Origin of the sequence: Barnesiella sp. CU968 (assembly GCF_905219685.1) — a bacterium.
GTDB classification, from domain to species: Bacteria; Bacteroidota; Bacteroidia; order Bacteroidales; family Muribaculaceae; genus Lepagella; species Lepagella muris_A.
In genome coordinates, this window is the sequence record NZ_CAJMXD010000043.1 from 1 (window position 1) to 12,612 (window position 12,612).

At 44.9% G+C, this 12,612-nt stretch carries 13 protein-coding genes; 10 read left to right on the plus strand and 3 right to left on the minus strand.

From position 1 onward, the window contains the following. The 3 genes from JX312_RS03205 to JX312_RS03215 all read left to right on the plus strand — a co-directional run. A partial coding sequence (locus tag JX312_RS03205; RefSeq protein ID WP_204457052.1) for an MFS transporter occupies positions 1-1,046 on the plus strand: 1,046 nt, incomplete at its 5' end. A 325-nt stretch (positions 1,047-1,371) separates the two neighbouring features. Continuing rightward, a complete protein-coding gene (locus JX312_RS03210) occupies positions 1,372-2,445 on the plus strand; it encodes a LacI family DNA-binding transcriptional regulator (RefSeq protein ID WP_123404234.1) in 1,074 nt (357 codons plus the stop codon). Between the two features lie 280 nt (positions 2,446-2,725). After that, entirely contained in the window at positions 2,726-3,214 is a 489-nt protein-coding gene (locus JX312_RS03215) for a hypothetical protein (protein ID WP_204457053.1), read from the plus strand. Between the two features lie 197 nt (positions 3,215-3,411). On the opposite strand, the gene JX312_RS03220 is transcribed toward JX312_RS03215, so the two are convergent. Together JX312_RS03220 and JX312_RS03225 are read right to left on the minus strand one after the other, a co-directional pair. Further along, positions 3,412-4,299, minus strand: coding sequence for a carbon-nitrogen hydrolase (locus tag JX312_RS03220; RefSeq protein WP_123404230.1), 888 nt, complete (start codon positions 4,297-4,299; stop codon positions 3,412-3,414). After that, positions 4,289-5,341: an agmatine deiminase family protein gene (locus JX312_RS03225; RefSeq protein WP_204457054.1), complete on the minus strand. Its 1,053-nt coding sequence runs from the start codon at positions 5,339-5,341 to the stop codon at positions 4,289-4,291. Before JX312_RS03225 ends, JX312_RS03220 begins: the two co-directional genes overlap by 11 nt. An 86-nt stretch (positions 5,342-5,427) precedes the next feature. Here JX312_RS03225 and JX312_RS03230 point away from each other — a divergent pair, with 86 nt between their 5' ends. The 7 genes from JX312_RS03230 (at position 5,428) to JX312_RS03260 (ending at position 10,977) form a co-directional block, all read left to right on the plus strand. Beyond that, a complete protein-coding gene (locus JX312_RS03230) occupies positions 5,428-5,976 on the plus strand; it encodes a DUF1599 domain-containing protein (RefSeq protein ID WP_255563898.1) in 549 nt (182 codons plus the stop codon). Continuing rightward, positions 5,939-7,213 carry a BT_3928 family protein gene (locus JX312_RS03235; RefSeq protein WP_204457056.1) on the plus strand — a complete coding sequence of 425 codons (1,275 nt, stop codon included), beginning with the start codon at positions 5,939-5,941 and terminating at the stop codon, positions 7,211-7,213. The genes JX312_RS03230 and JX312_RS03235 overlap by 38 nt, the downstream gene beginning before the upstream one ends. Further along, positions 7,204-7,677 (plus strand): 23S rRNA (pseudouridine(1915)-N(3))-methyltransferase RlmH, encoded by a 474-nt coding sequence (gene rlmH, locus JX312_RS03240; protein WP_204457057.1) that lies wholly within the window; start codon positions 7,204-7,206, stop codon positions 7,675-7,677. Before JX312_RS03235 ends, rlmH begins: the two co-directional genes overlap by 10 nt. Before the next feature lie 85 nt (positions 7,678-7,762). Then, the gene (nadC, locus tag JX312_RS03245; RefSeq protein WP_123404223.1) at positions 7,763-8,611 is read left to right on the plus strand and encodes a carboxylating nicotinate-nucleotide diphosphorylase; all 849 of its coding nucleotides are present in this window, start codon (positions 7,763-7,765) and stop codon (positions 8,609-8,611) included. 4 nt (positions 8,612-8,615) lie between these two features. Then, entirely contained in the window at positions 8,616-9,851 is a 1,236-nt protein-coding gene (locus JX312_RS03250; protein WP_239653787.1) for a DNA cytosine methyltransferase, read from the plus strand. After that, complete coding sequence (locus JX312_RS03255; RefSeq protein ID WP_204457058.1) at positions 9,848-10,591, plus strand: hypothetical protein; 744 nt, start codon at positions 9,848-9,850, stop codon at positions 10,589-10,591. Before JX312_RS03250 ends, JX312_RS03255 begins: the two co-directional genes overlap by 4 nt. Continuing rightward, complete coding sequence (locus JX312_RS03260; RefSeq protein WP_239653788.1) at positions 10,588-10,977, plus strand: YraN family protein; 390 nt, start codon at positions 10,588-10,590, stop codon at positions 10,975-10,977. The genes JX312_RS03255 and JX312_RS03260 overlap by 4 nt, the downstream gene beginning before the upstream one ends. Before the next feature lie 142 nt (positions 10,978-11,119). Here JX312_RS03260 and JX312_RS03265 read toward each other — a convergent pair whose 3' ends face one another. Next, positions 11,120-12,529, minus strand: a complete 1,410-nt coding sequence (locus JX312_RS03265; RefSeq protein ID WP_204457059.1) for an alkaline phosphatase — start codon at positions 12,527-12,529, stop codon at positions 11,120-11,122. Positions 12,530-12,612: the final 83 nt, after the last annotated feature.

Genomic DNA, 12,612 nt, shown 5'->3' on the forward strand with positions numbered 1-12,612 from the left:
AACTTGGACTTACCATGGGTATGCTGGGACTCGGCATAGGTCAGCTCATTCTCGGTCCTGCAAGCGACAAATACGGACGCAAGCCGGTTCTAATGACCACGATGACCATATTTATAATCGGTGCGGTTGTGAGCATTTTCTCCCCCGACATACATTTCTTTCTCGGATGCAGGTTCGTGCAGGGCATAGGCGCCTCAGGTGGTTATTTCCTTGCCAGAACCATACCTGCGGATATTTTCAGCGGTCGTCAGCTGGCAAAAACAATGGCACTTATAGGTGCCATCAACGGCTTTGCACCTGCTTCCGCACCGGTGCTCGGCGGCATTCTGGCGGTTGCCGACGGCTGGAAAGGCATATTTTATGTGTTGGCGGGATTTGCAGCACTTCTGATTTGTGCGGGTCTGCCGCTCAAAGAGTCTCTTATACCTCAGAATAGATTCAAGGGGCACCTGCTGGAGGCATTCCGGGAATATCCCTCGCTGATAAAAAACAAACGGTTTGTTATCCACGCTCTGCTTAAAGGCACGGCATTAGGTCTGCTGTTTGCTTATTGCTCGTCCGCTCCTTTTATAATGCAGGATCATTTCGGATGGTCAGAACTGGACTTCGGTCTGTTTATGGGATTCAACGCGATATTCATCGCATGCGGTGCCATGACCGCTCTGAAATTCGACATCCTTAAGAAAGCTGCATTTATCGGAGGATGGACATTGATGCTTTTTACCGCCGTTGAGATGGGTGTCCTCTTCTTTATTGACGACTTCTGGGCATACGAGTTCGTCCTGCTTCCAATGCTTTTCTCATTAGGAATGATATTTACCGTCGGAAACACACTCGCAATGAACGAAGGACGGACAAATGCAGGTGGTGCCTCGGCTCTCGTCGGACTTTCCGGATACATATTCGGAGCAATCGTCGCACCTCTTGTCGGAATCGGGAATATAATGCATTCCACAGCAATTGTATTCGGAATCATGGCATCCATGACGCTTGCTCTGGCATATGCTACAAAAAGAATTTCTCCGGACCCGGATATGATAAAATGATCCGTTATTGCCCTTCTGTTTGTACAGCGGGTTCCGGTGTGCTCTTCCGGAACCCGCTACCGTCAACTTAATACGTCAACGACAAACTGCTCGTTATGGATTAAAAGTAAAATTAGTTAAACGTTTTCAGGCAATCCTTGCCTTATATTTTCTCGCTTCAGATAGAATCTAAAGCTATTTTTGCATCAAATTATGCGTGCACGTGCACGTTTACACTGCAAATATATTAGAACTTTTTTATATTTCCAAAAAAAATGATAATTTTGTAGTGATTTTTATAAAAAAGTCTGTCTGCTCAGACTTCATAATTACCACTTAATGCCATATGGCTAAAACAAATAAGATAAATAACACTCCTGTCCAGGCAACAATATTCGATGTGGCAAGAATGTGCAACGTTTCGCGAGGCACGGTTGACCGCGTCATTCATAATCGCGGGCGCGTGTCGCAAGATACTGTAGACAAAGTGAAACGCGCAATCGAGATTCTTGGTTACAGTCCCAATCTGAACGCATCGATTCTTGCGTCAAAGAAAACATATACATTCGCATGTCTTATCCCGGGGTTTGAACATGGCGAATACTGGGAGAAAATACACGAGGGTTTTATTGCAGGTGCCAACTCTCTGTATAATTACAACATAGAGGTAGACTTCCATTTCTATGACCAGACAAATCCTGAGTCTTACATCAGATGCACGGATGATATTCTTGCCTCTCGTCCTCACGGAGTGATAATGAACACTACGTTCAAAGAAGAGACAATACGTTTTGCCGGTATGCTTGACGAAGAGGGAATACCATTCGCATTCGTAGACGACAAGTTCGACGGATTGAATTATACTGTATATTACGGTATGGATCCTTATAAAAGCGGTCGCCTTGGCGCATTTCTTCTGACAAATCATTTTAATCCCGATGAGCTTCTGCTCGTCCGACTCATCCGTGACACCAATCACAAGGCGGACCCCAACGCCAAGCGAAGACAGGGGTTTCTTGACTATATATCGATGAAATTCCCGGAATGCCGGATTCATACAGTTTTCATTAATCCTACAGATCCACAGCAGATATATGTAACACTGAAAGACTTCTTTGCAAACAATCCGGATGTAAAACACCTCATAATGATAAATTCGCGCATATTCCTCATAGACGAGTATCTGCGCGAGAACCCTGACACGAAACGTGTGGTCGTAGGATTTGACGATATAGAACCTAATCTCGCAAGCCTGAGAAGCGGACACATAGAGTTTCTTGTAACGCGCCATATATCAAGCCAGTCGAGGCTCGCGCTGACAACATTTGCAGAATGCGTCATAAGAGGCGTAAAACCTCAGAAACGAGACAATTTCCTGCACATGGATATTCTGCACAGACTCAATATGGATGATTATTAGGATAAAGGTAAACCTTCCTGTCTCCTGTCTCCTGTCTACAATCACCAGTCAAAATGATATGTTTTCGCATATCCGAGAAGGTCATGACATCTTATCCAAACGTACAGTTACATTTATTAACATCTGATTTAATAATAGTTAAAGGATTTATTCCGTTTAAACCTATCGTTTTTTCATCTGTCTTATAACTGAAATCCAATTGGAACGGAAACACTGGAGTCATAGCATTTCAGATGCCGGCTCCGGTTCAAAAGTTTAACACAGTAATAAAATGAAAGAAATGAAAAAAGCGATAATAGGTCTGGCTTTCCTTTCTATAGCCGCACTCCCCTTCTCTGCATCAGCCCAGAATCAGGCAGACAAGTCTTGTAATTCAAAGACAGAGTGCATAAACAAAAACAGACAATGTGCGAAATCCGACAAAAAAGGCAAATGCTGCAAAATTCGCAAATGCAAAGATGCACGACCCGATCTGTTTGAAGGCATCGAGCTGACAACCGAGCAGCAAGGAAAAATAGAGGCATTGAACAATGCCGCCAAATTGTCTCGCCAGCAGATTAAAGAACAGGCTAAAAATGCCCGTGAGAAAAAAGACACCACTTACAATCCTCGCGCGGCACATAAAGAATTGCGCGGTAAATACATCAACGACCTCGGTGAGATTCTGACATCAGAACAGATGGTCGTGTATCTCAAGAATTTCTATGTCAACAACGCATCGCACCACGGAGGCAAGAAAGCGATCGCCATGAAACACGGAAAACACTAGCGCAATGGCAAGGGGATGCGACACGGCAATATCTCCGCCCCGATGCAAAATGCTTCAAAATAGACACACAAACAGGTAAAAACAAGGTTAGTTATTAGTTATTAGGTGAATAAGTGATTTTAAACAAACCCCAAGGCGTCTGTGTTCACACTGGGTGAATACAGACGCCTTTCATTTTATACGCCATATGTCTGTTGTCAGATCAAGAATCTTTTGGTAATTTCGCCATAGTTCTCAATCCTGCGGTCTCTTAGAAACGGCCACCAGCGGCGCACATCCTCCGAACGACCGAGATCTACCTCCACAACCTCCTCCACAGGAGCGTTGTCAGGTGCCTCGAAAAGGAATTCTCCTTGCGGTCCAGCCACAAAACTTGAACCCCAGAAGTCTATCCCGGAAGTCTGGCTCGAAGGGTCTTCCTCAAAACCGCATCTGTTTACACTTATTACCGGCAAACCGTTAGCCACTGCATGTCCTCGCTGCACAGTTATCCACGCCTCTCTCTGCCGCTCCTTTTCATCCTGCGGATCATCCGGATTCCAACCTATTGCAGTGGGATATATCAGTACTTCCGCACCACGCATAGCCATGAGACGCGCCGCCTCCGGATACCACTGATCCCAGCATACAAGCACACCGAGACGTCCTATTGAAGTATCTATCGGCTCGAAGCCAAGGTCTCCGGGTGTAAAATAAAACTTCTCATAAAAACCGGGATCGTCAGGAATATGCATCTTGCGGTATATCCCGGCAACAGATCCATCTGTTTCAAAAACAACCGCCGTGTTATGATAAAGCCCCGGAGCCCTGCGTTCGAACGTACTTGTGACTATGACGACATTGTTGTTAGCCGCCGCACTCCCGTAAAACTCCGTGAAGTCACCCGGGAGCGTCTGTGCCAGATCGAAATTGTCAACATTTTCTGTCTGGCAGAAATAAAGAGAGTCATGCAGTTCTGAAAGCACGACAAGACGTGCGCCCTCGGACGCGAGATTCTCTATTGCTGTCAGATTTCGCGCTCTGTTGAAATCAATATCCTCAATAAAAGAATGCTGGACTATTCCAACCGGAAGTTTACTGCTCATATACTGTAGAATTAAATAGATTGTCAGGAATCTGCATTGTCGCGCAATGCAAAGAACCGTGCTGTTTGATCAGTGTGGAACACTCGACTGGCACAACCCGATGTCCGGGAAATGCGATTTTAACCGTGTTGCACGCAAGAGTGTCATTCTCCGGCTGCGAATAAACCGGCATAAAGACAGTGTCCGGTGTGACGAGATAATTCGCATATGAAGCCGGCAGACGCTCTCCCGACTCATCATATATAGCAGAGGGCAGAGGTAGTTCAACAAGATTATACGGATTGCCCTCCGGTGTGCGGAACAAGGTCAGTTGCGCGCGCATTTTCAGCAATTCCTCAAAATGAGGGTCATCCATATCCCGGCATCCTGTAAAAAGGATAGTGTTTCCGGGAGCCATCCGGCAAAGGGTGTCGATATGCGAGTCCGTATCATCGCCTGCCAATGCGCCGTAATCAAGCCATAACACGTGCTCGGCTCCGAGACGTTTTCCGAGAATCTCATNCAACTCCCCCTTTGAATGACCACCGTTTCTGTTTGGCGAGCACAGACACGTCGAAGTAGTGAGTAGTGTTCCGCATCCGTCGGTTTCAATCGACCCTCCTTCAAGAATGAAATCCCTCTCGTTTCTGTATGTTTCAGGCATTATGACAGATCTGTCTCGTAGAAAGAGATTGACAAGGTTGTCTTTTGCGGAGGCAAATTTAAGTCCCCAGCCGTTAAATCCGAAGTCGAGCGCACGCAACCTATCACCTCTGACCACGGAAATCGGCCCGTAATCACGCGTCCAGGTATCGTTATACTNAGCTTCTATCAGTGTTATCTTTGAAGAGTCGCACTCCTGCAACAGTTCTCCGGCCGACACACGGTCGGCAACAAGCACCACACAATGAAGACCGTTGTCTGTGAATGACCGGATCATCCGGCGATACTGATCGCGGGCTTCCTCAAGAATATAATCCCAATCTGTATGCCGCTCGGGCAGTGCCAGCAAAACTGAACTGCAACTCTCCCATTCGGCTATAAGTCTTATTTCTTTATTCATAGTTCAAAAATAACAACTATTCCCGAATATTTGAAGCGTTTCTTGATTTTTTTTTGTATTTTCGCAGTTAAATCAAATTTGACTACATTANGTCTGACCATAACACACAGGAAGAATTTGCAGCTGTCAAGGCTGTATGTCGCGACATCTTTGAGAAAAAACTCAAAGACTATGGCACCTCTTGGCGCATAATGCGGCCTTCAAGTCTGACAGACCAGATATTTATCAAGGCGCGCAGAATACGCTCTCTTGAAGAGAAAGGGATCGAGGCTGCAGCCGTGAACGAAGGTATTGAACCGGAATTTATCGGAATTGTGAATTATTGCGCAATAGCACTCATTCAGCTCGATCTCGGAGCCGGAGACACTCTGGATACAGAAGAGGCATTGAGACTTTATAACGAAAAAATCGACGCCGCGACTGCACTTATGCTTAACAAGAATCATGACTATGACGAGGCATGGAGAGAAATGCGTGTAAGCTCTTTCACAGACATAATTCTCCAGAAACTAATGCGCACCAAGGAGATCGAGGACCATCAAGGGAAAACGATCATAAGCGAGGGAATAGATGCAAACTACATGGATATGATAAATTATGCTTTATTCGCACTTATCAAAATTAGGTTCTCCTGACCCGGAATCAGGCAAGGTCAGATGCATTACCTGGATTATCCGGGAACTGACAGCAGCTGTATTCATCTTCTCCGGATTTGTCAAGGCGATAGACCCATGGGGAACGCTATATAAAGTTGAAGACTATCTTGCTGTGATGGGCTTATCGGTATGGCCGAATCTTGTGACTGTCGGAGTTTTCTTCTTGTGCGCAATAGAATTTTTCATAGGTGTATGTCTCGCTTTGGGATGCTTCAGGAGAGGCAGCGCAATCTTCAGCCTTGCATTGATGTGCGTCATGTTGCCTCTGACGCTATGGATAGCGGTATTTAATCCTGTTGCCGACTGCGGATGCTTCGGTGATGCATATATAATATCCAATTGGGCAACATTCTGGAAAAATGTAGTATTGTTCGCATTTGCCTTATGGCTTGTGCGATACAACAGATATTGCGCATGCATAATAACACCTGCGATACAATGGATTGCCTTCATAGTGACCGCTCTGTTTATCTGCCTCATAGAGCTTGCGGGATATCTGTATCAGCCGCTGATTGATTTCAGACCCTTCAAGGCTGGCTCTACGCTTGTAGAACATACCGACAACTTTGAACCGGAATACGTTTTCACCTATGCAAAAAATGGCGTTAATAAGGATTTCACAATCGACAACCTTCCCGATGAAAGCGAAGGTTGGGTATTTGTTGACCGCAAACCGACCTCAGGTGAAGAGACCGCCACTGAAACAGACGGGTTCCATATATGGGATGGCAACGAGGATGTGACAGAAGAAGTTCTTGACAATGATGAAGACAGGATACTGCTTCTTATGCCTGACATGGGAAATGTATCTATATCGACAACATGGAAAATCAACTCGCTTTATGACTGGGCAACAAGACACGGAATTGACATGATAGCGGCTGTGTCGGGGACTGACGCGGAGATCGATAATTGGAACGACCTCTCGATGCCCGACTACCCGATATATACGGCAGATGACACAGCAATCAAGGAACTCGCAAGAGGAAACCCCGCTGTAGTATATGTAAAGAAAGGTATAGTGGAATGGAAAAGCACCTTGAGGGCAATTAACACAGATGATTTCATGGCAGACAGCACATCTGCCGACCCGATGAGCTTCGCCCATGACAACAGACGCATGCTCCTCAATTTTTCTTACCTGTATCTGTCTGTCATGGCTCTTATGATAATGGCATCATGTATGCCGGCGATAAAGAGATTGTTATGGAAATAGAATTACTAACCATAGGCAAGACATCCATAGGGTTCGTTGAGAATGGCATAGGCGAATACACGAAGAGACTTAAGCACTATATCCCCTACAGCATCAGGTCTCTTCCCGATGTTAAAAATGCGTCCCGTATGGATCAGACCAGACAGAAAGAAGCAGAAGGTCAAAGAATCATAGATTCATTGACTCCGTCAGACTTCGTTGTTCTTCTTGACGAAAGAGGGAAACAATATTCCTCTGTGGAGTTTTCCTCATTCATCGAAAAACAGATGGTATCCGGCCGCCGCAAGACAGTGTTCGTTGTCGGCGGTCCATACGGATTTTCCAAAGAAGTATACGAACGGGCGGATTCCCTGCTGTCACTATCAAAAATGACGTTTAACCATGAAATGGTGCGGCTTTTCTTTACTGAGCAGATCTACAGGGCAATGACCATTCTCCGTGGCGAACCATATCACCATGAATAAAACAGGCATGCTCCACCCATGCTTGTCCGTAAACCAAATAATATTTGTAACAGCTGATAAATTAATGAACATATAAAACCTAAATATGAAAACGACTGACGAACTTATCGATGATCTCCTGAACCTCGCGTTTGCCGAAGACCTCGGCGATGGCGACCATACCACACTTTCAACTATTCCGGCAGACGCCATGGGACGTTCCAGACTCATAATAAAGGAAGACGGAATACTCGCCGGCGTTGACATAGCAGAGAAAGTGCTGCACAAAGTTGACCCGACAATAAAAATGACAGTTATGCTCAAGGACGGTACCGAAGTCAAGAAAGGAGACATAGCATTCACTGCCGAAGGACCGGTCAGATCACTTCTGATTGCTGAAAGGACTATGCTCAATATCATGCAGCGCATGAGCGGAGTCGCGACAATGACCCGCCGCTATCAGGATGAACTGAAAGGTTTGCACACACGTGTTCTTGATACGCGTAAGACAACCCCCGGAATGCGCATGCTTGAGAAAGAGGCTGTAAAAATGGGAGGTGGAACAAATCACCGTATCGGTCTCTTCGACATGATTCTCATAAAGGACAACCACATTGATTTCGCCGGAGGCATAGAGAAAGCCATCAGCCGCGCCAACGACTATTGCAGAGAAAACGGCAAAGACCTGAAAATAGAGGTTGAAGTCCGCAGTCTCGATGACATACGCCGCGTACTTTCCCATGGTGGAGTGGATCGCATAATGTTCGACAATTTCACCCCGGCACTCACCAAAGAAGCGGTAGCCCTTGTCAATGGCAAAGTAGAAACTGAATCATCCGGCGGCATCACACTTGAAAACCTCCGCGAATATGGCGAAGCAGGCGTAGACTTCATCTCTGTCGGTGCCCTTACCCACTCAGTCAAAGGTCTTGACATGTCTTTCAAAGCATATTGAAATAATGACAAAAAAAGATAGCAAGGAATTCTGGAATTTAAGTCACTTCCCTGCAAAATCATCAAAACTAAAAAGGAACCAATTGATTATAAAGGAATACGATTACCAATCCCTTTATGATCAATTGGCAATGATGTCTCATTATTATCATAACTATGATGAACTTTCAGACAGTGAGAGGCGTGATATAAAATCCTATATTTCCAATACTATCAATCACATATATCCTGAATCAAGATTGACTGATACAGACATTTCTGCTGAAGAATGGACACAGATGGATTTATTTACATCGCTTATAGATGTTCCGTTCCCAAACAGAAAAATAAATAAATTCAGATTTATCGATCTTTTTGCAGGTATAGGAGGCATAAGATTGCCTTTCAGCGAACTTGGTGGCAAGTGTGTGTTTTCCTCTGAATGGGATAAGCACGCACAATCATCATATATCCATAATTATGGCGAAGTGCCATTTGGTGACATTACAAAAATTCGAGAAGATTTCATACCTGCTCACGACATCCTTCTGGCGGGCTTTCCGTGTCAGGCATTTTCCATTATAGGTAAAATGAAAGGATTTGAAGACACACGTGGAACTCTGTTTTTCGATGTAGCCAGAATCCTCAAATACCATAAGCCGAAGGCATTCCTTTTGGAAAATGTCAAACAACTTGTAACCCATGACAAAGGGAACACCTTCAGAACCATTCTGCATACCTTGGAAGATTTAGGTTACCATGTGAAATGGAAAATCCTCAATGCCTTGGATTTCGGAGTGCCTCAAAAAAGAGAAAGAACAATCATTGTGGGATTCCTTGATCAGGATAAATATGAGAGATTCAATTTTGATTTTACTCCAAGACCATATGATTTATCTGCCATCATAGAGAATGACAATGAAGTTGATTCCAGTTTGTTCGCATCTGAGGATATCAGAATTAAAAGATTGCAGCGCATAAAAGGGAAAAAAGTCTTTTATCCCTCCATATGGCATGAGAACAAATCAGGAAATATTTCAATACTTCCATATGCATGCGCGTTAAGAACCGGTGCCTCATATAATTATTTATTAGTAAATGGCTACAGAAGACCTTCCTCAAGAGAGCTTTTAAGGCTTCAGGGATTCCCGGAAAAATTTGAAATAGTAGTATCTCATTCAGAAATAAGGAGACAGACAGGTAATTCTGTAGCTGTACCCATGATTCGTGAGGTTGCAAAAAAGATCGTTGAATTATTATGAAAAAACCAAGGCTTAGAGACTCAAAATATCTTGAAAGTNCCATTTACCCTATTGATAATATACAGGACGACATTATTATCAAGATTGCCGGATCCATTATCTATCTCATTTACACCGGCAGGAATGACATGACCGGTGATGACTGGGGCAATATCTTTGCGAATGCAATAGAGGGAGAGCACCTGAGCAGTCCTCTTGGAATTGCCGATGTGGTAAAAGACAAGACAGCATGGTCTATGAAAACAGTAAAGAACGCCAACCCTTTAATTGCGACTAATGTCAGACTCATAAGCGGCAGATGCTCTCCAGATTATTCCTATGGAATAACAGATCCACATGCCGACATTCAAAAAACCGGAGAGGCAGTGCTGGCAATATGGAACTCCAGGGTTGACATAGCTCTTGCACACTACAATACGGTTCGTATTGGTGTTCTTGTCAGAAGCAATGATCTTCAAGAATTTGTGTATTTTGAAGAGTATCTGGAACACTTCAGATTATCACAATATATCTGGAAAGAAAATCCCAGAGGGAATCTGGAAGGATATGACAAATATTCTGGCAACAAGCACTTCATATGGCAACCTCACGGATCTCAATTTACAATTCTTTGCAATATTCCCGACAATGGCATAAAATTCCGGGTAAAACATCCTCGACCCATGACAGAGAAAGAGGTTCTTGATTCATTGAATTTCAGTTCAGAATGGATTGAGTTTATTGACAACAAATCAAAATGATGATTGACAAGAAAAAACAGGGAGCAGCAAACCGCGAGTGGGGAAAGATGGCGGAAGATATTGCCGCAGAGTATCTTCTCACTAACGGGTATATTATCCGCGAACGCAACTGGAGGATAGGAAATAAAATCGAGATTGATATAATTGCCGAAAAAGACGGTATTATTGTTTTTGTGGAAGTCAAGGCAAGAAAGGGAGATTTCCAGTCTCCGGAAGAAACGGTGGATTCCCCGAAAAGAAAAAAGATGATACAGGGGGGAGACATATACCTGCGCGGTCTGCCTCATCTGTTTCCTTACCGCCTCGACATCATTACAGTCACGGGCACCCCTGAAAGTCATGAAATAAAACATCTGGAAGATGCCTTTCTTCCTCCTTTGAAATAGTAGTGTTTGAATTTAACATGAATTATATAAGAACGCATTCATTCAAACGCCCTTCAGACATATCACATGGTGATGCCTGAAGGGCGTTTGAATGATGTTGCGGCAACAGTCTCAGGAACTGTCTTTCCCGAGAGAATTAATTTCAAAGAGGGACATCTTCAACGGGTATACCCAATGCAATCGAAAGTATCCGGCGCGGAATTTCAGTATTGTCTGAAAGTGGCGAGAACCTCTCGGCACCCGCACCGATTGCGAAAACAGGCACCATCGCACCCGTATGACTGTGTGATGAGAACCCGAATCCTGCAGCAGCATTCAAAATTTCAAAAACGCGTGCCGTAAAACCGTCGAAAGTAGCGTAAAGAGTCTTCTCGTCCGCCAGATTCCTGCCTGTAGTCATCTGTCCGAACATTGCCTCAAGTTCGGCATTCTGCTGCTCTGAAGGCTTGAATGCCGTTCCCCAGCCAAGCTTCTCCTGCATGAAATCCGTCATATCCTTCCAGACAAATTCACGGGACCCGCTGACAAAAGACTTGACACTGTCGGCAAATGCCTCCTTGGAAATTTTCTGTGCTCCCACCCGCGATGTGCGCATGGAATATCCTGTCGCTTTTGTACCTGCCGACATCCCTCCGGTCTCATGATCGGCAGTCACGACTATCAGTGTTTCTTCGGGATGCTTCATATAAAAATCGTATGCAAGCTTGAGCGACTCATCAAAATCAAGCACTTCCCGCACTATTGTCCCTCCATCGTTGGAATGACCGGCATGATCTATACCGCCGCACTCCACCATCATAAAAAACCTGTCGGGAGTAACACGCATCAGCTGACGTATCCCGGCATATGTCATGTCCTTAAGTTTCATGCCTCCTTGTATGGAATCAATCGTATATCCGATAGTCCACGCATCAGGAGAATCGGAAGAGAGCACCAGCATACGGTCGGCAGCCTCCGACAATCCTTCGGTGCCATATGAAACCTTAACTCCATGTTTTGCAAAATAGTCAAGCAATTCTGTCTTTTTACCTTCTTTGTCACGTGCTCTTGCAAGACCGGCTCCTGCAGCAAACTGAAAACCTGAATCAGCGAGATCTTTTCCTATCTGCATTCGTTCGCCACGATTCTTGACATGCGCATAAAACGCTCCGGGAGTAGCATCGTCAATTCCGTCTGTCGTAACAAGACCTATTCCCCACCCGCGTTTGAAAAGCACCTCCGCAATTGATGTCACAGCCACGGTGTCTGGTCCCATGCCGAGCATTCCGTTCCGGGTCTTACGTCCTGTGGCGAGAGCGGTTCCCGCTGCCGCGGAGTCAGTCACCCGTGATGAAAAAGAATGAGTTCTCGCTGCTGACATGACCGGCATCCTTAACATTGTCAATGTATCTTTGGAACCAATTACATCAGTCTGATATAACTGCGCGTTCAATACATGATTGAATCCCATGCCGTCACCGATAAAATAGAACACATACTTCGGCTCCGCTTCGGAGACAAAGACACTTGCGAATGCCAGCACGCAAGAAATCAAAAACTTACTCTTTATCATAATCACCTTTTTATTTCTTATCACCGCACTATCCCCATCCAGCCCCATATCGCCCTATTCCGCCCCATTTAAGCCCCCCATTC